General features: G+C 70.6%; 20 protein-coding genes and 1 pseudogene. 7 read left to right on the top strand and 14 right to left on the bottom strand.

The window, feature by feature from the left end; all coding sequences use genetic code 11:
- Together ACQ5BE_RS10470 and ACQ5BE_RS10465 are read right to left on the bottom strand one after the other, a co-directional pair.
- The coding region (locus tag ACQ5BE_RS10470) for an aldehyde dehydrogenase family protein (protein ID WP_430296972.1) at positions 1-469 on the bottom strand (469 nt) is incomplete at its 3' end.
- A 45-nt stretch (positions 470-514) separates the two neighbouring features.
- Positions 515-1,675, bottom strand: coding sequence for an iron-containing alcohol dehydrogenase (locus ACQ5BE_RS10465; RefSeq protein ID WP_430296971.1), 1,161 nt, complete (start codon positions 1,673-1,675; stop codon positions 515-517).
- Between the two features lie 141 nt (positions 1,676-1,816).
- On the opposite strand from ACQ5BE_RS10465, the gene ACQ5BE_RS10460 reads away from it, so the two are divergent.
- The gene (locus tag ACQ5BE_RS10460; RefSeq protein ID WP_430296970.1) at positions 1,817-2,704 is read left to right on the top strand and encodes a LysR family transcriptional regulator; all 888 of its coding nucleotides are present in this window, start codon (positions 1,817-1,819) and stop codon (positions 2,702-2,704) included.
- Between the two features lie 24 nt (positions 2,705-2,728).
- Here ACQ5BE_RS10460 and ACQ5BE_RS10455 read toward each other — a convergent pair whose 3' ends face one another.
- The 7 genes from ACQ5BE_RS10455 to ACQ5BE_RS10425 form a co-directional block, all read right to left on the bottom strand.
- Positions 2,729-3,121, bottom strand: a complete 393-nt coding sequence (locus tag ACQ5BE_RS10455; protein ID WP_430296969.1) for a rhodanese-like domain-containing protein — start codon at positions 3,119-3,121, stop codon at positions 2,729-2,731.
- Between the two features lie 156 nt (positions 3,122-3,277).
- On the bottom strand, positions 3,278-4,660 hold the full coding sequence (locus tag ACQ5BE_RS10450) for an FAD-binding oxidoreductase (RefSeq protein WP_430296968.1): 1,383 nt from the start codon (positions 4,658-4,660) through the stop codon (positions 3,278-3,280).
- Positions 4,661-4,814: 154 nt separating this feature from the next.
- Positions 4,815-6,500, bottom strand: coding sequence for an FAD-dependent oxidoreductase (locus ACQ5BE_RS10445; protein WP_430296967.1), 1,686 nt, complete (start codon positions 6,498-6,500; stop codon positions 4,815-4,817).
- On the bottom strand, positions 6,497-7,597 hold the full coding sequence (locus ACQ5BE_RS10440; protein ID WP_430296966.1) for an alcohol dehydrogenase catalytic domain-containing protein: 1,101 nt from the start codon (positions 7,595-7,597) through the stop codon (positions 6,497-6,499). The genes ACQ5BE_RS10445 and ACQ5BE_RS10440 overlap by 4 nt, the downstream gene beginning before the upstream one ends.
- The gene (locus tag ACQ5BE_RS10435; protein ID WP_430296965.1) at positions 7,594-7,896 is read right to left on the bottom strand and encodes a YciI family protein; all 303 of its coding nucleotides are present in this window, start codon (positions 7,894-7,896) and stop codon (positions 7,594-7,596) included. Before ACQ5BE_RS10435 ends, ACQ5BE_RS10440 begins: the two co-directional genes overlap by 4 nt.
- A 111-nt stretch (positions 7,897-8,007) precedes the next feature.
- Entirely contained in the window at positions 8,008-9,096 is a 1,089-nt protein-coding gene (locus ACQ5BE_RS10430; protein WP_430296964.1) for an NADH:flavin oxidoreductase/NADH oxidase, read from the bottom strand.
- A gap of 46 nt (positions 9,097-9,142) precedes the next feature.
- Complete coding sequence (locus ACQ5BE_RS10425; RefSeq protein WP_344301319.1) at positions 9,143-9,526, bottom strand: cupin domain-containing protein; 384 nt, start codon at positions 9,524-9,526, stop codon at positions 9,143-9,145.
- Positions 9,527-9,721: 195 nt separating this feature from the next.
- On the opposite strand from ACQ5BE_RS10425, the gene ACQ5BE_RS10420 reads away from it, so the two are divergent.
- Positions 9,722-10,396, top strand: a complete 675-nt coding sequence (locus ACQ5BE_RS10420; protein ID WP_344301318.1) for a hypothetical protein — start codon at positions 9,722-9,724, stop codon at positions 10,394-10,396.
- Positions 10,397-10,524: 128 nt separating this feature from the next.
- Here the strand turns inward: ACQ5BE_RS10420 and ACQ5BE_RS10415 are convergent, their stop codons facing one another.
- The 3 genes and pseudogenes from ACQ5BE_RS10415 to ACQ5BE_RS10405 all read right to left on the bottom strand — a co-directional run.
- Positions 10,525-11,658, bottom strand: a complete 1,134-nt coding sequence (locus tag ACQ5BE_RS10415; RefSeq protein WP_430296963.1) for an AbrB family transcriptional regulator — start codon at positions 11,656-11,658, stop codon at positions 10,525-10,527.
- A gap of 301 nt (positions 11,659-11,959) precedes the next feature.
- A complete protein-coding gene (locus tag ACQ5BE_RS10410; RefSeq protein WP_430296962.1) occupies positions 11,960-13,984 on the bottom strand; it encodes an acyltransferase family protein in 2,025 nt (674 codons plus the stop codon).
- 138 nt (positions 13,985-14,122) lie between these two features.
- Positions 14,123-14,375, bottom strand: a pseudogene (locus ACQ5BE_RS10405) (IS256 family transposase); the annotation flags it as partial.
- Between the two features lie 29 nt (positions 14,376-14,404).
- Between ACQ5BE_RS10405 and ACQ5BE_RS10400 the strand changes: the two are divergent.
- Positions 14,405-15,067 carry a hypothetical protein gene (locus ACQ5BE_RS10400; RefSeq protein WP_430296961.1) on the top strand — a complete coding sequence of 221 codons (663 nt, stop codon included), beginning with the start codon at positions 14,405-14,407 and terminating at the stop codon, positions 15,065-15,067.
- A 69-nt stretch (positions 15,068-15,136) separates the two neighbouring features.
- On the top strand, positions 15,137-15,670 hold the full coding sequence (locus ACQ5BE_RS10395) for a hypothetical protein (protein WP_430296960.1): 534 nt from the start codon (positions 15,137-15,139) through the stop codon (positions 15,668-15,670).
- 74 nt (positions 15,671-15,744) lie between these two features.
- On the opposite strand, the gene ACQ5BE_RS10390 is transcribed toward ACQ5BE_RS10395, so the two are convergent.
- Positions 15,745-17,094 carry a hypothetical protein gene (locus ACQ5BE_RS10390; RefSeq protein ID WP_430296959.1) on the bottom strand — a complete coding sequence of 450 codons (1,350 nt, stop codon included), beginning with the start codon at positions 17,092-17,094 and terminating at the stop codon, positions 15,745-15,747.
- Positions 17,095-17,782: 688 nt separating this feature from the next.
- On the opposite strand from ACQ5BE_RS10390, the gene ACQ5BE_RS10385 reads away from it, so the two are divergent.
- A complete protein-coding gene (locus tag ACQ5BE_RS10385; RefSeq protein ID WP_430296958.1) occupies positions 17,783-18,598 on the top strand; it encodes a PIG-L family deacetylase in 816 nt (271 codons plus the stop codon).
- Positions 18,599-18,898: 300 nt separating this feature from the next.
- Here the strand turns inward: ACQ5BE_RS10385 and ACQ5BE_RS10380 are convergent, their stop codons facing one another.
- Complete coding sequence (locus tag ACQ5BE_RS10380) at positions 18,899-20,086, bottom strand: MFS transporter (protein WP_430296957.1); 1,188 nt, start codon at positions 20,084-20,086, stop codon at positions 18,899-18,901.
- A gap of 50 nt (positions 20,087-20,136) precedes the next feature.
- Here ACQ5BE_RS10380 and ACQ5BE_RS10375 point away from each other — a divergent pair, with 50 nt between their 5' ends.
- Both ACQ5BE_RS10375 and lgt read left to right on the top strand, forming a co-directional pair.
- Positions 20,137-21,033, top strand: coding sequence for a LysR family transcriptional regulator (locus ACQ5BE_RS10375; protein WP_344301316.1), 897 nt, complete (start codon positions 20,137-20,139; stop codon positions 21,031-21,033).
- Positions 21,034-21,099: 66 nt separating this feature from the next.
- Positions 21,100-21,999 (top strand): prolipoprotein diacylglyceryl transferase, encoded by a 900-nt coding sequence (gene lgt, locus ACQ5BE_RS10370; RefSeq protein WP_255405364.1) that lies wholly within the window; start codon positions 21,100-21,102, stop codon positions 21,997-21,999.
- Positions 22,000-22,157: the final 158 nt, after the last annotated feature.

Below are 22,157 nucleotides of genomic sequence, written 5' to 3'. Positions count from 1 at the left end.
CCATGACGGGGAAGTTGAACGGGGTGATCCCGGCCACGACCCCGACGGGCTGGCGGTAGGAGAACACGTCGATGCCGGTGGAGGCCTGGTCGGAGTAGGCGCCCTTGAGCAGCTGCGGGATCCCGCACGCGAACTCGACCACCTCCAGGCCGCGCCCGATCTCGCCCTTCGCATCCGAGATGACCTTGCCGTGCTCGGCCGTGACCAGCTGTGCGAGGTCGTCCACGTGCGCGGCGACGAGCTCGCGGAACCGGAACAGCACCGCGGTGCGCTTGGCCAGGGAGGTCTCCCCCCACGCCTCGGCGGCCTTGCGCGCGTTCGCCACCGCGGCCTCCAGGTCAGCCCGGTCGGCCAGGCGCAGCTCCCCGGTCTGCTCCCCCGTGGCCGGATTGAACACCGGCTGCGTCCGCTCCCCGACACCGTTGGACTCCTCACCATTGAGGAAATGCGGAATGGTCTTGATGCTCATGTGCTTCGTACTCCTGTTTTCGCTGGAATGCCTGGGATGTGGGGGTCAGTTGTAGATCTTGAGGTAGAGCTCTTCGATCTCTGCTGACGTCGGGACCACAGGGTTGTTGCCGGGGGAGCCGGAGGCGAGGGCCTGCTCGGCCATGACCGGAACCGCCCGCTCCCAGTCGGCACGGCTGATGCCGCGGGACTCGGGGGTCGGGACGGCGAGGTCGCGGGCGAGGGCCTTGAGCTCGTCGACGAGCGCCTGGGCGGCCGCGGCGTCGTCGTCCTCCGCGTCCGCAACGCCGAGGGCGCGTGCGCAGTCGGCATAGCGTGCCTGCGCGCCGCGGACGGAGAACTCGGTGACCGCCGGGAACAGCATCGCGTTGGCCAGCCCGTGGGCCACGTGGAAGTGGCCTCCGATGGGTCGGCTCATCCCGTGCACGAGCGCCACGCTCGAATTGGAGAACGCGATGCCCGCCTGGGTCGCCGCGAGCATCATCGCCTCGCGAGCCGCCCGGTCCGAGCCGTCCGCGTAGACCGCGCGGAGGTTCTTCCCGATGGTGCTCATGGCCGCGAGGGCGAACCCGTCCGAGAACGGGTTGGCCCGGCGGCTCACGTAGGCCTCGATCGCGTGGGTGAGGGCGTCCACGCCGGTGTCCGCGCTGAGCCGGGCGGGCATGGAGAGGGTCAGCTCGTAGTCCACCACAGCGCCGACCGGCAGGAACGAGGGGCCAGTGCAGAGCATCTTCTCGTCGGTCTCAGAGTCGCTGATGATGGTGAACTGCGTGGCCTCGGAGCCGGTGCCCGCCGTGGTGGGGACCGCGACCACCGGCAGGGCGGGGCCGGTGTTGACCCGCGGCGCCTTGTAGTCCCGCATCGGCCCGGAGTTCTGGGACAGGAAGCCGAGCGCCTTGGCCGTGTCGATCGAGCTGCCGCCGCCGAAGCCGACCAGAAGGTCCGCACGGTGCTCCTCCACGGCGGCGAGGCCGGCCTGCAGGGAGTCCGTGGTGGGATCAGGGATGCACTCGGCGTACAGGCCGGTTTCCAGACCGGCATCGCGGAGGGAGGCCAGAGCGGCGTCGACCGTTCCCGACTCTTTCATGAAGGCGTCCGTCACCACGAGGGGCCGCTGCGCCCCGAGGTCCCGCACGGTTGTGCCCAGCTCCCGGACCGCTCCGGCGCCCACATTCATCAGTCGGGGCAGGGAAATCTGAAAGGTCATCGCGTGCCTCCCGCTCGTCGTCGAGGCCCGGCACACCTGGTGCCCGGCACGTCTTCCAGTCTCTGTGCGGCTGACGCCACGGACAAGCGGCAATTCAGTACTGCCCTGTGCACGATTGCACAGCACTCGTAGAGTGAGGCTGTGATCCAAGCAGACGACCTGCGCTTCTTCCTCGAGGTCGCCCGCACACGGCGGCTCGTCGCGGCCGCCAGAGGGCTGGGCGTCGAGCACACGACAGTGGGCCGGAGGGTGACCCAGCTGGAAAGGGCGGCCGGGACGCGGCTCTTCGACCGCACGCCTCAGGGGTGGGAGCTCACCGAGGCCGGGCGGGGGCTGCTGGTGCATGCGGAGGCGGTCGAATCGTCGCTGCTCGCCGCAGCCGAGGAGCTGGGCTCCGCCCGTGGGCGCCTGTCGGGAACGCTGCGCATCGCAGCACCTGACGGCTTCGGCGCCTTCGTGCTCTCGCCGGGGGTCGGAGGGTTGCGGTCGGACCATCCCGAGCTCACTGTCGAGATCGTGACGGAGACGCGCCTGAACCTGCTGGCCACGCGCGAGTTCGACATCGGCATCTCGCTCGAAGAGCCGACGACGCGGGGGGTGCGTTCGCGGCGGCTGGCGACGTACGGGCTGAGCTTCTACGCGAGCCGCGAGTACCTCTCACGCCAGGAACGGCCCCTCGACCTCGCCGAGGTGAGCCGTCATCCGCTCATCGGCTACGTCGACGCCCTGCTCGACATCCCGGCCCTCCGGTTCCTCGACAGCGCGCTGCCCGGCGTCCGTCCGGCAATCCAGACCAACAACGTCACCGGCCAGTGGATGGCGGCCGTCGCGGGCCTGGGGATCGCCGTCCTCCCGGACTTCGTGGCCGCGGGAGACGATCGACTGGTACGGATCGTCGAACAGACGAAGATCGAGCGCACGTACTGGATCGCGGTCCCCACAGAGCACCAGCGGCTGGCCAGGACGCGGGCGGGGGAGTCCGCCCTGCTCGAGCTCGTGCGGAACCACGAGCACCTCCGCGCGGTGTAGTCGGCGGGGCAGATGCGGGGGTGCTCAGTCCTTGATCTGGTTCTGAAGCGCCAGCCACGCCTGGAAGCCGCCGACGAGATCGGTCGCTCTGGTCAGCCCGAGCCGCTGCAGCGTGTGGGCGGCGAGGCTTGAACTGTAGCCCTCGTTGCAGACGATCACGATCCGGCGACTGTGGTCGTCGGCGATGGGCAGCCGGGAGGGGCTGGACGGGTCGAGACGCCATTCGAGGACGTTGCGGTCAATGACAATTGCCCCCGGAAATTCGCCGTCGCGCTCGCGCTGATCGGCCGGCCGCGTATCGACGACCAAGGCACCCGCGGACATCTCTCGGTTCAAGTCCTCCGGTAGAACCCGCTCGAGTCCCAGACGGCTCTGGATGAGCAACTGGTCGATGGTCAGGGCCGGCTGGTCGTCCACCCCGGCCCTGCCTGCAGAGGAATGGCGCTGCTGTTCCAGGACTTCCTCGCTTCGTCCGGCTAGCACCCCGCTGACAAGGAGCCAGGATCGTGGGAATGGGTGGTCCACACGGTAATTCGGCGGAAGAACGCGGGTCAATGGTGACCCGCGCCATCCTCAGTCTGCAGGAGGGAAGACCTTCCCCGGATTGAGGATGCCCTGCGGGTCGAAGACCTGCTTGATCCGCCGCTGGAGGTCGTACTGCTCCTCACCCAGTTCGTCCTGGAGCCAGCGGCGCTTCAGCAGGCCGATGCCGTGCTCGCCCGTGAGGGTCCCGCCGAGCTCCAGCGCGGTGGAGAAGATCTCCCCGGCGGCCTGCCAGACGTGCTCCGGCACCTCGTCTCCGGTGAAGACGAACGTCGGGTGCAGATTGCCGTCCCCGGCATGGCAGGTCGTCGGGATGGCGACGCCGTAGGTCTCCTCGATGCGCCGGATGGCTGCGAACGCCTCGGCCATACGGTCGCGGGGGACGGCGATGTCCTCCACGAGCATGGTCCCTTGTGCCTCGAGCGCCGGGAACGCGCTGCGGCGGAAGTCCAGGAGGCGCCGTGACTCTTCGGGATCCGTGGTGGTCTCGACGGTGCCGCCGGCGTCGTGGGCAATTGCCGCGAGCTGCGCCGCCGCGGCGAGGGCAGCCGGGCCGTCGCACTGGGCGAGGAGGTAGGCGCCGGCGCCGGGAGCCGGGCTGTGGCCGGTGTGGCTGCTCACGATGTCCAGGGTGCGCCCGTCCATGAGCTCCATGATGGCGGCCACGTGTCCGCGTCTGGTGGCCTCGGTGACGGCGGCGACGGCGTCGTCGACCGTGGCGAAGAACGCCCCGAGTGTCGCAACCTCGCCGCTGACGAGCGGCTGCAGCTTGAGGGTGCACTCGACGATGATCCCGAGGGTGCCCTCGGAACCGATCATGAGCGCGCAGAGGTCGTAGCCGGTGACGCCCTTGACCGTGCGGTGGCCCATGGACATGAGGGTGCCGTCCGCGAGGACGACCTTGAGCGCGAGCACCGCCTCCCGCGTGACGCCGTACTTCGCGCACAGGAGCCCGCCCGCGTTCATGGCGATGTTGCCTCCGACCGTGGAGATGTCCTTGCTGGCTGGGTCCGGCGGCCACCACAGGCCGTGCTCTGCGAGAACGCGGTTCAGGTCGCCGTTGAGGATCCCGGGTTGGACGACGGCGAGCCGGTTGGCTTCGGAGATCTCGAGGATCTTGTCCATGTCCCGGAACGACAGGACGATCTCTGCCGGTCCGGCGACCGCCCCGCCGGCGAGGCCCGTTCCCGCCCCGCGGCTCACGATCGGCACCTGCGCCGCGGAGTCGATCCGGCACACGGCCTGGACGTCCTCGATGGTCTGCGGGTAGACCGCCGCGAGGGGTGACCCCGACGAGCGGTGGCCGGACCGGTCTGAGGTATACGGTGCGAGGCTGTCGGGGTCTGTTTCCACTCTGCCGGGGAGGGCAGACCGGAGCGACTCGACGACGGCGGCGAGCTGGGCGAGGGGCATGGACGTCCTTCTGACGGAGGTGGGGTTCGGTGTCCCTCCGGCGAGGATAGCGCCCGGGTGTCCCTACCTCCGTCTGGGGGTCACGTCCTGGGGGTCAGATCGTCTGCGACGCGCAGGACGTGACCCTCAGGACGTGACCCTCAGGACGTGACCTTCAGACGGAAAGGGGTGAGCGTGCGTCTGCTGCGTGCCTCGCGACCACGTGCCCCGCGGCCGCGAAGGCCTTTGTCACCGCCGAGCCCAAGGTCGCGCCGCCGCCGGGGTAGGCGTCCTTGAAGACCGTGGCCGAGCAGTTCCCCGCGGCGTAGAGGCCCGCGATCGGCTCGCCGGACGGCGCCAGCACGCGCCCGTCGAGGTCCGTGACGAGGCCGCCCGCGGTCCCGAGAGCCCCCGGGCGGATGCGCACCGCGTAGAACGGCGCGCGTTCGAGCGGGGCGAGGCACGGGTTCGGGCCCACCGTGGGGTCCCCGAGGTGCCGGTCCTGTTCCGTGGACCCACGCCCGAACTCGGAGTCGGTCCCCGTTCGCGCGTCCGCGTTGAACCTCCGCACGGTCGCCGCGAGCGCCCCCGCGTCGACGCCGATCGCCTCGGCCAGCCCGCCCAGCGTCTCAGAGCAGTGCATCCACTCGGGCACCGTCCCGGCCGGGCTGCCCGCCACGGGGTACCGCTCCCGGTACCCCGCATCGAACACGAGCCACGCCGGATCGTTCGCCGGCCGCGACGTCGCCGGGTCAACGTTCGCGAACACCCGCGAGAGGTCGTGGTAGTTCATCGCCTCGTTGACGAACCGCCGCCCCGCCGGGTTGACCGTGATCGAGCCGGGGAGCGTCATCTCGACGTTGCCCATCCGTCCGGTGGGCGCGCCGTCGTACTCCCACCCCTCGGGAGCGATCACGGGGACGCCCCAGATCGCGCCCGTCTGGCCGAGCATCGCCCCGGCCCTGAGCCCGATCAGGAGCCCGTCGCCGGTGTTCGACGGCGCCCCGATCGCGGCGGTTTCGAACCTCAGGAGCGACGCCGCGAGCTCGCGGTTCCGCTCGAACCCGCCGGACGCGATGAGCACCGCGCCCGCGGCCACTGCGGTGGCGGGGCCGGCGGCCCCGTCGCCCACCCGCACGAGCCATCCGCCGCCGTCGTGCGCCCCGCCCGCGCCGCCCCCGAGGGGCTCGAGCCCCGTCACCGGCGCCGACACCGCGAGGAGGACGCCCCGCTCGACGGCGGTCGCGACCAGGGCTCCGACGAGGGCACCGCCCATCGTGCGCACCCCCGCGGCGGCGCGCCCGGCCAGCAGTGCCGGGTCGGGCGCGGCGCCGTGGAGATGGTCGCGCTCGTTCATCGAGATGAGCGGCAGGTAGGTGGGGGGCCGGATCGCGTCGGCGAGGCCCGGCACGCCGCGGAAGCGGGCCGGGTCGAACGGGTCGTTGTCGAGGCTGCGGCCCCCGGCCACCGCGCCCGGCCACTCCATGTGGTAGTCCGGGCGGTCCAGCGGCGTGAGCTCCACGCGGGTCTCGCGGTCGAGGAACTCGACGGCCTCCCGCGACGTCCGCAGGTACCAGCCGATCTCCTCCTCGGCCATCGCGCCGCCCGTCGCCGCGCGCAGGTAGGCTGCCGCCGCCTCGGGGGAGTCGCTGCCGGCAGGCATGAGCGGGTTGTCGGGCGCCCAGATGACGCCGCCGCCCGCTGCGGTCGTCCCGCCCAGGCGCGTGGCCTTCTCGAGTACGACGACGGCGAGGCCCGCCGCCGCTGCCCGGCACGCGGCGACGAGACCGGCGGCGCCGGAGCCCATGATGGCGAGGTCATAGCGGGGAGCGAGCTGTGGGGGAGCGGCCAGGAAGCTCATGCGCGATCCCCCCGGGAGGCCGCGGCGAGCGCCGGCTCCTCGCCAGACGGCTCATTGCCGGACGGCTCGGGGAGGTCGATCGCGACCTTGCCGACCCTGACGGTGCGGTCCCGCAGGAGGCGGAACGCGGCGTCGAGATCGTGGAAGCCGAAGCGGTGCGTGATGAGGGAGCGGCAGGCGTCCTGGTGGCGGGCGAGCAGGTCCAGGGCGTCCTCCATGTGCAGGGAGTTGCGCGAGCCGAGGAGGTCGATCTCCTTGATCGGCAGCGACCGCATCGACAGCGTCAGCTCGCGGTCGCTGATCCCCACAGCCACGACCCGGCCCGCGGGCGCCACGAGGTCCACCGCCGCGGCGAGCGACGCCGGTGACCCCGTCGCGTCGATCACGAGCGAGGGGCCCTGGCCGTCGGTCCACTCGTCGAGATTGCGGCGCTGGCCGTCGTCGGGGAAGCCCGGACCGACGGCCAGGACGGCCTCCGCGCCCAGCTCGGCCGCGATGGCGAGGCGCTCGCGGTCGGTGTCGAGCACGACGACGCTGCACCCCGCCTCGCGCAGCGCGATCAGCGCGAACAGGCCGATCGGCCCCGCGCCGGCCACGAGGACGCGTTCGCCGGCCTCAGCGCGCCCGCGGCGCACGGCCTGCAGCGAGATCGAGACCGGCTCCCACAGGGGCGCGAGGTCCACCGGCAGCCCAGCGGGCAGCCTCCGAGTGCGGTCCAGCGGCACGAGGAGGTACTCGGCCAGGGCGCCGTCGTCCTCGTAGCAGCCGTAGATGCTCATGGCCCCGCAGGCGTTCGGCCGTCCGACGGAGCACGCGTAGCAGGTGCCGCAGGCGGCGTAGGGGGAGACCGCGACGTCGTCTCCCACGGCGAACGCGCCGCCCTCGTCCTCAGGGTCCAAGGCCGCGATGGTCGCAGAGAACTCGTGGCCCTGGACGATGGGGAGCTCGGTGGCGTAGTCGTCCTCCCAGATGTGCACGTCCGTCCCGCACAGCGTCACGCTGCGCACGCGCACGACGGCGTGTCCCCGGCTCGGGCGTGGAATCGGCGCCTCCTCGTAGCGGACCGTCTCGGCGGCGACCGTGCGGGCGACCCTCATCGGGCGGCCTCGCTCAGCTCGAGCCGGTCGGCGCCGAAGAACGGCTTCCAGGCCGTGACCGTCCGGCGTGCGATGAGCCCCTCACGGCAGAAGGGGTCGGCGTCGAGGAGGCCCTCGACGTCGTCCGCGGTGGCGCCTGCGAGGATCAGGAGCGCGCCAGCGCCCCCGTCGGTCGGGCCGGAGACGATCAGGCGCCGGGCCTCATACTGGGCCGCCAGGAAGGCGACGTGCTCGGGGCGGTGCAGGTCTCTGCCGGACGGGTTGTCGGTGTACTGGTACGTGACGGCGAACAGTGCCACGGGCGTTCTCCTCGTCGAGGGCGGTCGGTCGGTCCAGCCCAGTCTGCTGTGACCGAGAGCACCCTCGGAGGGAGTGTCCCATTGAGTGGGACGCCGATTCGGCTTGCTGGGTCACTGTTCGCGGCGCCACTTCGCCCGCGTGTACTGCGGCGGCCAGTAGTCCAGCTCGACGCCGAGCTCGTGTGCGGCGCGGAGCGCGAAGTGCGGGTCGCGGAGGAACTCGCGCGCCACCATCACGGCGTCCGCCGCCTCGCTGTCCACGATCTCCGCGGCCTCCTCCGGCCGGGTGATCAGGCCGACGGCGTTCACCGGCACCCCGGCGCCGCTGCGGACGGCGGTCGCGAACCCCACCTGGTACAGGGGCTTGACGGGGATGCTCGCGGCCGGCACGAGGCCGCCGGAGGAGATGTCGAACCAGTCCGCGCCCTCCGCGGCGGCCCAGCCTGCGACCGTCACGGTGTCCTCGAGGTTCCAGCCGCCCTCGACCCAGTCGGTGGCGGAGAGCCGCACGAGGAGGGGCACGCCGTCGCCCGTCTCCGCCCGGACGGTTCGGACGATCTCGAGCAGGAACCGGGCGCGGTTCTCCAGGCTTCCGCCGTACTCGTCGGTGCGGAGGTTCGAGAGCGGGGAGAGGAACTGGTGGACGAGGTAGCCGTGGGCGCCGTGGATCTCGAGGGCGTCGAATCCGGCGTCGACGGCCCGGCGCGCGGCGGCGGCGAAGTCCGCGACGATGCCCCGGATCTCGTCTCCCGTCAGCTCGCGCGGGGTCGCGTAGCCGTCGAACGCGACGGCCGACGGTGCGACCGTCTCCCAGCCCCCGTCCTCGACGGCCTGGGTGCCCTTCCCGCTCCATTCGCGGTAGGTGGACGCCTTGCGGCCCGCATGGGCGAGCTGCATCGCGGCCGGGACGCCCTGGGCGTGGACGAACGCGACGATGTCCCTCCACGCCTGGGCCTGGGCGTCGTTCCAGATGCCCGTGTCCCAGTTCGTGATGCGCCCCTCGGGGCTGACCGCGGTCGCCTCGGTCATGACGAGGCCAGCCCCGCCCCTCGCGAACGAGCCGAGGTGGGCGAGGTGCCATGCAGTGGGCACCCCATCCCACTGCTCCACGGAGTACTGGCACATGGGGGACACCCAGAGGCGGTTCCTGAACTGGACGCCCCGGATCTCGACGGGGGTGAAGAGCTTCTCGGCAGCCATGCCGCCTACGTTTGCGCTCCCATCCCCCGCCGTCAAATGGTGCCTGTCATTCGGGCTTGGCGAAGGTCGCCGCGCTGACGAACTCGAGCCCCACGAAGGTCTCGTCGCCGACCACGCGGGCGTCGTGGCCGGGCGGGATCGTGTAGGAGCTTCCGGCCGTGATGGTGGCGGTTTCGCCGCTCGTCAGCTGGACCTCGAGGGTGCCGGCCACACAGTAGCCGACGTGGTTGTTCTGGCAGCTGTCCGTGCCGACCACGGGCTTGATGCAGCCGGACCAGCTCCAGCCGGGCGAGAAGGTGAAGCGGCCGATCGTGTAGTCGCCCACCGTGACGAGGTCGATCTCGGACTTGTCCGGGCGGCGCTTCTCGTCGGGGTCGTCGTGGGACTTCACGTTCAGGGTGGTGACGGCGTTGACGGCGTGGGTGGACATGGCAGGCTCCTCTGGTTCGGGCCGCCTCACCGAGCCTCCAGCTTCCCAGCGGGACGAGTCATCGGGACCATTTCAGGGTAGGCCTCGCCGCACCGGACCGGAAGGCCCCTGCCGCGATGGTTGGGTCGGTCCGCGGCGGGGAAGTGTGGCGGTAGCACCGAAGTGAAGCATCCGCTACGGGAAGAGGGCAGGACCATGAGCCACGAATACCGCGAGCCCGCCGGCCAGGACCGCGACTGGGACAGGGAACGCCGCGACGACCGGGAGTACCGCGAGGAACGCGACGACCGGGAGTACCGGGACGACCGCGAGCACCGCGAGGACGAGGCGCTGACCCCCGCCGAGCAGCGGAGGCGTTTCGGTGGCATGAAGGCCGGCTCGGCCTTCTTCGGGTGGCTCACCGCGACCGGCATGTCCGTGCTCCTGACCGCCGTGCTCACCGCGGCCGGGGCCGGAGTCGGCGTCGGCACCCAGACCGATCCCGCCAAGTTGGCCAACCAGGCGGGGCAGACCGTGGGCATCGTCGGCGCCGTGGTCGTGGCGCTGATCCTCTTCGTCTCCTACTACTGCGGCGGCTACGTCGCGGGCCGGATGGCACGCTTCGACGGTGCCCGGCAGGGCCTTGCCGTGTGGCTGTGGGCCGTGGTCATCGCCATCCTCTTCGCGATCCTGGTGGTCGTGGCGGGGAGCCAGTTCAACGTCCTCTCCACCCTGAACAGCTTCCCCCGGATTCCCGTGGACGAGGGCACGCTGACCACAGGCGGCATCATCGTCCTGGTGGTCACGGCCCTCATCACGCTCGCAGGCGCTGTCCTCGGCGGAGCCGCGGGCATGCGGTACCACCGCAGGATCGACCGGGCCGGGCTCTGACCCGGCCCCTCAGCCGACCCGCGCCCTCAGACGCCTGGCCGGGGCCCACCCGCGCGGACCGGGCGCTCCGGGGGCCACGGATCTCGTGCTGACGGGGTGAAGAGGCGCCAGGTCACCCGGAGCCGGTCTCAGGAGACGGCGGCCTCGGTCACCATCGGGAGATGCTTAACAGGGGCGGTCGCCGATGTCGGAGTTGGCCGGGTCCTGTGGGCCAGCCAGCTGATCAGCGGTGGGGTCAAGAGCATCACGATGAAAAGCCGGATGCTCTGGGCCGTCGAGATGGCGGGGAGGTTGGCGTCCAAGGACGCGGCCGTGGCGAGTACTGCGTTGATCCCGCCTGGTGTGGTCGCGAGGTAGGTGTCCAGGAGCGGGAGGCCAAGGGCCGCCGAGAATGTCCAGGCGAGGAACCCGCACGCGAGGCAGACAGCCACGGTCCAGAGGAGGACGTGGGGGAAGAGCCTGCCGACGGTCCGCACGGAGGACCACGTGAACCTGAGGCCCACTTCGAGGCCGACCAGGACGAAGAGCAGGCTGCGCAGCACCCCATCGGGTGCGAACCCTTGCGCGGTGCCGGTGAAGACGAACAGTGCGGTGATGACCATCGGCCCGAGGAGCGCGGGGGCTGGCATCGAGAGGCGCCTGCCGGCCCTGACCCCGAGGATGCACACGGCGCCCAGCATGAGCAGGCCCGGGAGCTGGTGCGGGTTCTGTGACAGGTGGACGATCCGATGGGGATCATTCCAGAGCGGGGCGCTCTCGGTCCCCACGCTCCCGCCGGTGGTCGGGTGCATGGCGAAGGCCACAAGGGGTGCCGTGAACGCCACGAGTGCGACCCGGAAGTACTGCGAGAAGGCGACGAGCCGGGAGTCGGCGCCGAGATCGTCCGCGGCGGCGACGACGGCGGCGGACCCTCCGGGCACGAGGCTCAGTGCACCGTCGGCTAGGCCCGTCCTGCCCCATCGCGCGAAGAGGGATCCGGCCGCGAGGCACAGGCCGATCGTCAGGATGGTCACCCCGGTCATGGGGAGGGCCGCGGCACCCGCTGATTGGAGGGCGGCAGGAGTGATGTAGCTTCCCATGAGTACGCCGACGGCGGCCTGGGAGGCCACAGCTGCTGGCTTGGGCAGCTGCTGCTTCGTGGCCCCGGAGAGGGCGGCTGCGGCCCCGACGAGCAGAGCCAGCAGAAGATGGGGCGCGGGCAGGCCGATGAGCGAACCGGCTTCGCCGAGGGCAAAGGCCGAACTGGCCAGCGCCAGCCACACGGCCGCAGCCCCCGCACGGCCCCGGCTGAGAGGCGCTGCGGCCAGCCGACCTGCAGTTCCCTTTGCATGTTGAATCGTTCGGACGGTCTTGGTCCCGACGCTGAGCATGGCTTCCTTCCCGGTATGTTGCTGACAGGCGCCATTGCCCCGGACCCCAATGACGTTCCAAGGCGAACCTGAGAGTGGGGGAAACTGAGGTCGAACTCTAGCCTCTCTCCGGATGAATGCTTTCCGGAGACCGTGAAGTGGACCACTTCTGTGTGCTACAGGGATGCGGTGCAGCGGGAGAAGTTGCCGGCGTCTATGACCAGCCGGTGGCAGCGAGGAACCGCTGTTCGACGATGGGGGTGAGGGTCTCCATGTACGCGCGGGTCACGTGGTTGGCGTCGAGGTAGACCACCACGTTTCCGATCAGGGCGGGGCAGGTGGTGCCGCGGCAGAAGTAGTCGTTGAAGTCGAGGAAGGCCACCTCGGGCATGGTCTTCTGGAGTGCTTCTGTGGGGTCCTGGGCGGCGAGCACCGAGGACTCCTCGATGCTGCAGACCACCGGGTCGGTGCGGTGCCGGGCCAGGCATTCGGGGCCGGAGAGGTCCGCGTCCTCCCAGCGTGGGGTGTCGCGGATCGCGGCAACACGGATCCCCGCCGCGGTGATCCTGCGGATGGTGCGTTCCCAGCCGGGGTCGAGGTACTCCGTGGCCTCGGCGGAGTAGGAGGCGCGGGTGCTCACGGTGACGACCATGTCCGGGTGCTTGGCGATGACTTCGTCGACGTGCTTGGCGATCCATGCGGCGCACTCGGGGTCCGCTGCCGCGTCCGAGAGCGGGCAGGCGCCACGGCCGGTCGCCTCGACGCGCCAGTGGCGGCTCTTGGCCATTGTCAGGAACGGAGTGGACCACATGTAGGGGTGGGAGTCGCCCAGCATGACGATCGTCTTCTCCCCGTGCGCGACGCCGTTGTCGCACTGGTGCTCGTTGGTCGCCCTGTCCTCGGTGCAGTTCGCGAAGAGGGGCCACTGCGAGCCCAGTGCAGAGAGCTCCGGGCGGGGACGGACGTTCCCGGGGACGGGGGCGCCGTCGAGCGCGGCCGCGCCGGGGTACTGCTCGCCGCCGACCTGCTCGGCCTGGGCCGCGCTCGAGGAGAGCTGTGACTGCCAGGCGATGGCGGGGGCGGCCACGAGGGCCAGGCACACCAGGACCGCCGTGGCGGGCCGGACGATGCCGCGGTCGGCGGCCTTCCAGCGGCGGATGGGGGATTCGACGAGGACGGTGGTGATCCAGGCGAGCACGATCGAGAGGAAGATGATGCCCGCTCCCGCTACGAGGTCCGGCCGCTCGACCCCGGTCTGTGCGAGGTAGATGACCAGCAGCGGCCAGTGCCAGAGGTAGAGGGCGTAGGAGATGCCACCCAGCCAGCCGATCCCCGGGGCCGAGAGGGCCCGGTCCGCCGAGCCCGGCGCCCCGGTGCTGCCGGCGACGATGACGGCCGAGGCTGAGAGGGTGGGCCACAGCGCGAGGTATCCGGGGAATTCCTGCTGGACCTGCAGGACGATCCCGCAGGCGAGCATGGCGATGATCCCGGCCCAGCCAAGCACCACCCGGAACCATCGGGGGAGGCGCAGGTGCGGCAGGGCGAGGGCGAGCAGGGAGCCCAGGGCGAATTCCCACAGGCGGGTCCTGGTGTCGAAGTAGGCGTAGGCCTGGTTCGCGCCGGTCTCCCAGACGGAGAACGCCAGGGACCCGGCGAACACCAGGCCGAACACGCCCCAGAGCAGCCCCCGGTGGGAGAGCCGCGTCCGGCGTGAGACCGAGCTTGCCACGACGAGGATCAGCGGCCACAGGAGGAAGACCTGCCCTTGGATCGAGAGCGACCAGAAGTGCAGCAGCGGACTTGCCGTCCCCTTGTTCTGGGCGAAGTAGTCGACGGACTCGCCGGCCAGAACCCAGTTCTGGACGTAGAACAGGGAGGCGAGGGTGTGGTCGATGAGCTGGTTCCAGCGAGTGTCCGCCAGGAAGACGGCTCCGGCCGCGAGCACCCCGCCGAGGGTTACGGCGGCGGCGGGCAGGAGACGTTTGAACACGTGGAGCCAGTGCTCCAGCAGGTTGACCCTGGCCCCGTCGTCGTGCCGCCGGATGAACTGGGAGGTGAGCAGGAAGGCGGAGATGAACAGGAAGACGTCCACACCGCCGGAGACCCGCCCGAGCCAGACGTGGTAGACGACCACCATCAGCACGGCGACGGCCCGGAGGCCCTGGATCTCCGGGCGATAGTGCGAGACGGGCCGCGAGGACCCGGCGGCCTTGGGCCTTACAGCGGCGCTGCTCTGCATAGCGGAATCTTCGCATCCCACAGGCGGTCGTGCACCCTGCCGTCACGGCCCGCCGAACATGTCCCCCGAGCTATCCCCTTCCATGGCGCACACCGCACCGGCTCCGAGACCCAGAACCGGTCGGAGCGGCCCCTTTAGCTCGTGCTTCTCGTAGCCCAGGTGCGCGGTCAGCTCGCCCTCGAGGGCGGACTCGAGCACGAGCCGTATTCAGCTGCGCCAGCAGGCCGCCCTCGCCGTCGATCGCGAGCCCGCGCCGCTGCGCGTCGCCTACGAGCTGCGCGATCAGCGCCCTGTCCACGACCGCGACGGCAGGTCGCCCGGCCTCCCCGCCGTCGGCCACGTCCAGTTCCTCCACCATGGCCTCGGCAGCCGGCTCAACATCAACGCCCATCGGGTACGTCCTGTGTCAGAGCTACGCCGTTGAAGTCCCACGCGCAGTCGTCCTCCTCCGGCGCAGCCCGTCCGTCCTCCGCTCCTGGCACGACGCTCGCGGCGGAGGATCTGCGCTTCCTGATCACCTGCACCCACGTGGACAGCTCGCCGGACATCTCGCGGTACAGCCTCGAGCAGGTCTGGGCGAGCACGGACTATGTCCGCATCAAGCAGTGCACGGTTGACTATCAGGGCAGCCGGCCGTATGAGCCCCAAGGCAACGAGGCCGCCGTCGTGGCGATCGCCGCTCCAGGGCAGGCAACGGGGGACGCCGCGCTGGACACGATCCTCGAGGCGACGCGGCTCTGTACCCGCATCCCGGACGAGGCGGGGCCCGACGGCTTTGCCGCCGAGAGCAGGGACATGCTCCGGGCGGCGGCCACGCTCTGCCCCGATGCCCCCCAGGGGAAGATCATCGAAGCTTGGGCAGCGGGCGAGCGGTTCGGGGACGGGACGCATGCCGTCGGACCCGAGGTCGCTGCCGGAAGCCATGGCGCGCTCAAGCCCTCTGAAGCATGCCGATGGAGTGTGTTCTCGGCGACGGGTGACCAGACGGCGGCCGGAGGGTCGACGGACTCCGGGCACGTTGCACTGGCAGAGGGGCAGAAATTCACTGGTGACAAGTGCGGGATCTGGTGGAAGATGGACTAGCAGGGCTGGCCGGCCCTTGCAGCCAATACATGCGTTGCTGGGGAGCATCCAAAGAACACGGGGGTGTTCGTGGATATCTCCAGGCGTCGCGCTGTCCAGCTGTTCGCAATCGGAGTCGGGGTGGGAGCAGCCGCGTGGGCGGGCGTGGGGGCGCAGGCGGCGCCGGCGGTCCCTGTGGCCCGGAAGAGTCCCCCGGACACTGCCAAGGAGAGGCTCGAGCGGCCCACCGTGTACCTGTTCGCGTCCACGCTCTACGACGGCACCAGCCTTCCCGAGCTGACGAGCCTCGAGGAGCTCTGGTCCAACAGCCGCTACCTGGAGGTCGCCTCCTGCCAGGTCAAGTACGTCGGCCCGCGGCCCCAGGTCCTCACCGCCGAGGAGAACGCGGCGGTCGACGCTGCCATCGCCGCCGGCGCGAACGGCAGCCGGGAGCAGGTCTGCCTCGCCATCGTCACCGCGGCGACCCGCCTGGACCAGCGCACGGTCGAGACGGGGATCCGCCGGGTCGGCGCCCCGATCGTCCAAGGGGTGCTCGTCCTGGCCCCTCAGGCTCCGCAGGCGGCCATCATGAGGCGCTGGATCGACGCCGGCGCGCCGGCGTAGGACGGCCGGGGCGAGCGCTCGAAGAAGGGGTGGCGGGTTCGGGGGACCCGCCGGCCCTTCCTGCTGCGGCTCTGTCAGCCCAGCATGCTGGTCAGGGCGTTGATGAGGGTCGACTCGACGCCGTCCGTCCCTGCTTGGAAGTGGGCGATGTGGCCGTAGACGGTCATGGAGCCGCCTGCGATGGCCGGGTTGTCGGTGTCCCAGGCGCCCTCGTAGCTGCCGGCTGTCATGTTGGGGGAGAAGAACTCGCTGGTGGGGATGTAGCAGCAGGATTCGTTGGCGTAGCCGCCGATCCAGATCCCGGCCGATCCGCCGTACGTGGACCGGAAGTAGGCGGCGTAGCCGCTGACCATCTCCCCGCCGACGAAGGCCATGCGGAGCGGGGTGCCGCCGCCGATGGTCCAGACCTGGAACGGGGACGGGACGCTGGTGGCGACGTTGCCGGAGTCGATCCTCGCTATCATCGTCTGCGCGTGGCGGACGTAGTAGGGGGGGAAGCCGCTGGGGTTGGGAAGGCGTGCGGCGTAGGCGTCGCGCAGCGCTGCGAGGTTCCCGGCCGAGGTGTCGATGTCCAGCGGCAGGCTGACCTCTTGGTACTGGGTGTCGATCGGTCCGGTGAGCGTGCGTCCGGCGCCCTGCGCCGCGCTGAGCACCGCCGAGCCCAGGCTGTCTCCCCACTGGTCGCGCAGGGGCCAGCTGGGGGAGCCTGCAGGGTTCTGGTCGCCGGCGGGGCCGATGAGGAACAGCGCGAACGTGTTCGAGCGGTTCTCGATGTAGTTGCAGGCGCCGGCGGGGTAGTCGCCGTCGAACAGCGACCGGTCGCCGGCGGCCACCGGGTGGGAGCCGTAGCCGAAGATGACCGCGGCCGCCGTGCCGTCGGAGCGGCGGCACGCGAGGACTGGCACATCGGTCTCGGCGTAGGGAAGCCCGGCGCGGTTCACCGACCAGTTCTGCTGGATGACCTGGTAGTCCAGGGCCACGTCGGTCTGGGCGGCGCTGAGCGCGCTCTGGGCTGCCTGAACGATGCGGTCCTCGAGCCAGGAGGAGTAGGAGCGGATCTGGTCCATGTCGCTGGTGCCGAGGCCGTAGCTGCAGAACGGTTCGAGGGTGTCGATCAGGGTGGGCCCGTTGTGGGTGTGGGTGGCCTGGAGCAGGATGTCGGAGGTGGCCCACGAGGCCAGCGCCACCAGGCGGGCGCGGATGCGCTGGTGCATGGAGCGGGGAATCGCCAGTATGTCCACGCTCAGGATCAGGTGCGGGCTGCCGTTCACGCGGATGACGACGGCGCGCGCCCAGAGAGGTTCGTAGGGCGTGCTGCTGGTCGCGAGGCGTCCTCCATCGTCCGTGCCGTAGCCGGCCATGTAGGGGTTGGAACTCAGCGTGGGGGTGATGTTGACCTTCGCCGTCGCCACAGTGAACGCCATGAGCGCTCTCCTCGGGTCATGGCTGCCATCGAAGGAAGAGCCGCCCCATTGGCTCCGGAGCCCCCCGCGGCACCACTGTGTCTGAGACCACGTTCATTAGACCACGCCAAGGGGAGATTGTGTCCCCCCCCGAAAGGAGAGCGGGGCGCCGCAATTGGCGCGACGGCCCGCTCGTGCCCCGGGTGCGGGGTCCTCACGTCGCCGCACAGTCAATGCGCGCCATTTCTTGGAAAACTCATTGACCTGGCTGTGAAGTGCAGCACAGAATGAGTCCGACGTTCTCCAGACCGCTTTCGCAGCCGAAGGTCCACATGACACGGAAAGGCATTATCCCGTTCGGCGATCTCGCGCCGCCGGCCTGACCGGTCGTCTTCGGCCTCTCCGAAGTCGGGGAGCCCTGCCCTAATTCCTCACGAGCAACGGTCCGGCGCCGCTGGCCCTCTCCACTCCAAAGGGGCTGATTGTGCCCCAATCCCAATGCATTCGTGTGCAGACCAAGCACGCACACGTTCACATGCTCATCAGGGGGAACACCATGGCCGCCGACGACACCGTCCCTGCCGCTTCACAGGCTGGCCCCGAAGCCGTGCCACCTCGATGTCGGGAGGCGTCGCCCCGGCCCGGGATGACGCGTCGGACGTTCGTCAGGCTGGTAGGCGCCGGGGCGATCGTTGCCTCCAGTGGCGGTGTGCTCCAGGGCCTCACCCCGGCCCCCGCGGCTGCCGCCGCCGGACCCGTGGTCGTCGTTGTCGCCCACACCGACGACGACCTGCTCTTCCTCAGCCCGGACATCCTCCACGCCGTCCAGGCCAATCGGCCCGTGCTCATCGTCTACACCACCGCGGGCGAGGCTGGCGAGGGATCGGACTACTGGCTCTCCCTCGAGGAGGGGATCCGTTCCACCTACGCCCAGATGGCCGGCGTCGCCAACTCCTGGTCGACGCTGCCCACAGGCGTGCCGGGGCGCTCATTCCTGCGGCAGGGACTCGACGGCGGAAGCGTCCAGGTGGCCTTCCTGCACATCCCGGACGGGCTGATCGATGGGACCGGCACCGCCACCTACGGCTACGACAGCATCATCAAGCTCTGGGACGGCCGCATCGCCTACACAGGCCTCGTCGACGGCTCCGACACGTACAGCCGCCAGGACTTGATCTCGCTTCTGGCCGCGCTCCTGGCCGACTTCAAGCCCACGCAGGTGCTCACCCAGACCTGGCCCGGGGCGTACACGGAAACAGGAGATCACAGCGACCACTGGGCTACCGCCAACTTCGCCCTCGCGGCCAGCCAGGCCAACGCCGGGCCCAACTCCATCACCGGCTACTACGCCTACATCACTGGGGACTGGGACCAGAACGTCTTCGGCGCGGACCTCGATGCCAAGACCGCAGCCTTCTCGAACTTCGCCGGCTACGACCACAACATCAGCTCACCAGACCAGCTGTACGCCCCCGACACCTACGGGCGCTGGCTCGGACGCCAGTACATCTCCGCCACCGGATAGAGGCACCCGGACAGCGCCGGTCCTATCCTCGGACGGGACGGCTCAGGGAGCCAGGGAGGGCATCGCTACCCCGTCACCCCCAGTGGCTCCCCACGCAGCTGGCGGAGGAACCCGAGGACCGGCCGGACACCTGGCCCGGCACTGCGACGTCGTCTATGACGGCATCGTCGGGCCGTGGTTCGTCGATACCTTCCTTGAGCACACCGATCTTGATCGCGTGCATTACATACTGCTCCTGCCGCTCTGGGTGTCTGCCTTGAGCGGGTGAGGACGCGAGGAGGGCATGGCTCTACTGGCGCATCAGGCCCCTGACCGTGAACGACGCCGCTCCCACGCCGCGTGCGCGAAAGTCACCACGGCCGTGAGCACGACCGCGGCCACGAGTCCGAGCAGGAAGATCACCCCGTACTGCCGCTCATCGGCGTAGCCGGCCGTCAGGAACGTGCCGAGCGAGCTGCCCAGGAACAGCGAGCCGGCGAACAGGGCCACGGTCGTCGCGCGTGCCTCGGGGGCGACCTCGGTGGCCCAGCCCTGCAGCGACGAGTGCAGCACGGCGTTCGTCGCACCGATCAGCAGCGAGGTCACGGTGAGGGCCGCCGGGTCCTGGGAGAGCGCGGACACCGCATAGGCGGCGACGATGACGCCCCCTCCGATCCCCATCAGCTGAGTGCGGGAGAACCGCCGCACGAGCCGCCGCATGATCCGTGCGCCCACGATCACGCCCACCCCGTAGCCCGCCGCGAGCACCCCGGCCAGCGCGATCGGGACGCCCGCGTCCTGGAGCGCCGGCACGATGTACGTCAGGACGCCCATGAGCACCGCGCCCTCGAGCACCGCGATGCCGTACACGCCGAGGGCTGCGCCCGAGAAGGCCCGGCGGAAGTCCGCGGGCCCGCGGAGGTGGGCGGCGGCGTCGTGCGTGTGGCGCAGGGAGAACAGGAGCGCGAGGCAGCCCAGGGCCGGCAGTCCGAAGACGAGGCGCCAGTCCGTGAAGGCCGCGAGCGAGCCGGCGGCGAGGGTCGCGACGGTGGTCCCCAGCGACGAGTAGACCTGCAGGTCGGACAGCCCCCGGGCCTTCTCGATGCCGGTCCGGGTGTCGCCGATGATCGTCAGGAGGGTGGGGTAGAGGCAGCCCGCCATGAGGCCCGCAGCCGAGCGGGCGAGGAGCAGCGGGACGTAGGAGCTGAGGATCGTGCTCGCCGCGGCGGCGATGAGCAGGCCCGTCAGCGCCGTCCGCAGCACGCTGACGCGGCCGAACCGGTCGCTCACGAACCCCCACAGCGGCTGGCCGAGGGCGTACAGGAGCGAGTAGCAGGCCACGAGCCCCACGGCCTCGCCGAGGGACAGGCCCGTGCGGTCGGCCAGGACGAGGAGCATCGGGGGAGTGGCGAACCGGTCGAAGAAGGACAGGAAGCCGATCCCCATGAGGACCCGGTTCGGGACTCCGTGGGTGCGTGTCTTCTGGTCGGAGTCCCTGGTCGCGGTCACGCCCTCCACACTACCCATCGCTGGGCCGGCCCCGATGCTTGAATGGGAACGTGGAGATCAGGTGGCTCGAGGCGTTCGTCGCCGTCGCGGAGGAGCTGCACTTCGGGCGCGCGGCGTCCCGGCTGCACATGGCACAGTCGCCGCTGAGCCAGACGATCCGCAAGCTCGAGAAGGACATCGGCGTCCCCCTGTTCGACCGCAGCACGCGCAGTGTCTCGCTCACCGCGTCGGGGCGTTCGCTGCTCCCGCACGCGTACCGCGCGCTCGAGGAGCTCGAGGTGGCGCGCCAGGCCGCGCACGCCTCGGTCGGCACGGTCTACGGGCACCTCACCGTGAGCTTCACCGGTGCCATCAACCATCGCACCCTGCCGCGGCTCACCCGGGCGCTGCGGCGCCAGTACCCTGACGTCGTCCTCTCGCTCCAGGGCAGGGTGGTGACGGGCGACGCCGTCGCGCAGCTCCAGCAGGGCACGCTCGACCTGGCCTTCGTGGGCCTCCCGCTCGACCCGTCCCCGCTCGCGTCCCGGCTGATCGCGCGCGAGGCGCTCGGCGCCGTCGTGCCCGTGGACCACCCGCTCGCCCAGCGGGCCACACTCGACCTGGGCGAGCTGCGCGACGAGGACTTCATCATGATGCCGTCCGGCGGCGGCTCCGACCTGGAGCGGACGGCGACGGCGGCGTGCGTCGCCGCCGGGTTCCGCCCGCGCGTGGTGCAGACGATCGGGGACCCGTTCATGATCCTCACGTTCGTGGCCGCCGGCATGGGCGTGAGCCTCGTGAGTGAGGGGATGAGCGACATCCTCCCGCACGGAGCGGTGTACGTTCCGCTGGCGGGTGCGGCGCAGCCGTACCTCCGGCACGGGCTCGCGTGGGCGCCGTCGAACCCGTCGCGGGTGCTCCCGCATGCGCTCGAGGTCGCCGAGCGCGTGCTGCCCACCGTCACATGAGCGGGCTGCCGCCTGATGTCGTCCGGTGTCCAGCGCGGGGTCATCTGGGATTGGTACGATCCCGCGGTGAGCGCGAGCCTTGCCGTGACGGCCTCCCTGCCTTCCCCGACCGTGAGCGGAATCCAGATCGGGCCGTTGACGATCCACTTCTACGCCCTGTGCATCATCGCTGGGATCGCGGTGGCGATGTGGATCGGCACCCGCCGATGGCAGGCCCGCGGCGGCCTGCCGGGCGAGGCCTTGGACATCAGCCTCTGGGCCGTCCCGTTCGGGATCATCGGCGGCCGGATCTACCACGTCATCACCGACCCCGAGCTGTACTTCGTGCCCGGGAAGAACCCGTGGAACGCGTTCGCGATCTGGGACGGCGGCCTGGGGATCTGGGGCGCGGTGGCGCTCGGCGCGCTCGGTGCGTGGATCGGGTGCCGGCGCGCCGGGGCCTCGTTCATCGCGTTCGCCGACGCGATCTCGCCCGGCGTCCTCATCGCGCAGGGGATCGGCCGCTGGGGCAACTGGTTCAACAACGAGCTCTACGGCGACCCGACCGGCCTTCCCTGGGCGCTCGAGATCCACCAGATGGACCCCCAGGCCGCCCGGGCCGTCATCGACGCCGCGGGGAATCCCGTGGTCCTGGGCTACTTCCAGCCCACCTTCCTGTACGAGTCGGTCTGGTGCCTCGTCACAGCCGCCGTGATCATGTGGCTGGACCGGCGGTTCAGGCTCGGCGCCGGGAGCGTGTTCGCCCTCTACATCGCGGCCTACACGGCGGGGCGCTTCGCGTTCGAGCTCATGCGCTCCGACTACGCCAACCTGATCCTGGGCCTCCGCGTCAACACGTGGGTTTCGGGCCTGCTGTTCCTCGCGGGCGCTATCGCCTTCCTGCTCACCGTCCGCCGGCCGCGGTCGACGGCGCGCCCCGCCTCCCCAGCGCCGCCCGCCGAGGAACAGGCGGGGGAAACGCGGTAGCAGGTTCCGTTCACTGCTGCCCGCATGTGCTGCCCATCGCCGCTTCTCCTTGGTCAATCCACACAGGAGAAGCGGGGGAGGGCAGCCCTTGCGCCCCGCGCCCAGCGCAGAGAAAGCGCTCCGGCTCGATTAAGCGCTAATCGCACATAGAGCGAGAC

Source organism: Sinomonas sp. B1-1, from assembly GCF_050474465.1.
Taxonomy (GTDB): domain Bacteria; phylum Actinomycetota; class Actinomycetes; order Actinomycetales; family Micrococcaceae; genus Sinomonas; species Sinomonas flava.
This window is presented reverse-complemented; position numbering and strand designations above follow the sequence as displayed.

Bases quoted from the DNA above. Each gene is read 5' to 3' on its own strand.
- ACQ5BE_RS10425 (WP_344301319.1), bottom strand. From the start codon at position 9,526: ATGTCCACCCACGCCGTCAACGCCGTCACCACCCTGAACGTGAAGTCC.
- ACQ5BE_RS10420 (WP_344301318.1), top strand. From the start codon at position 9,722: ATGAGCCACGAATACCGCGAGCCCGCCGGCCAGGACCGCGACTGGGAC.
- ACQ5BE_RS10440 (WP_430296966.1), bottom strand. From the start codon at position 7,597: ATGAGGGTCGCCCGCACGGTCGCCGCCGAGACGGTCCGCTACGAGGAG.
- ACQ5BE_RS10430 (WP_430296964.1), bottom strand. From the start codon at position 9,096: ATGGCTGCCGAGAAGCTCTTCACCCCCGTCGAGATCCGGGGCGTCCAG.
- ACQ5BE_RS10450 (WP_430296968.1), bottom strand. From the start codon at position 4,660: ATGCCCCTCGCCCAGCTCGCCGCCGTCGTCGAGTCGCTCCGGTCTGCC.
- ACQ5BE_RS10465 (WP_430296971.1), bottom strand. From the start codon at position 1,675: ATGACCTTTCAGATTTCCCTGCCCCGACTGATGAATGTGGGCGCCGGA.
- ACQ5BE_RS10410 (WP_430296962.1), bottom strand. From the start codon at position 13,984: ATGCAGAGCAGCGCCGCTGTAAGGCCCAAGGCCGCCGGGTCCTCGCGG.
- ACQ5BE_RS10445 (WP_430296967.1), bottom strand. From the start codon at position 6,500: ATGAGCTTCCTGGCCGCTCCCCCACAGCTCGCTCCCCGCTATGACCTC.
- ACQ5BE_RS10390 (WP_430296959.1), bottom strand. From the start codon at position 17,094: ATGGCGTTCACTGTGGCGACGGCGAAGGTCAACATCACCCCCACGCTG.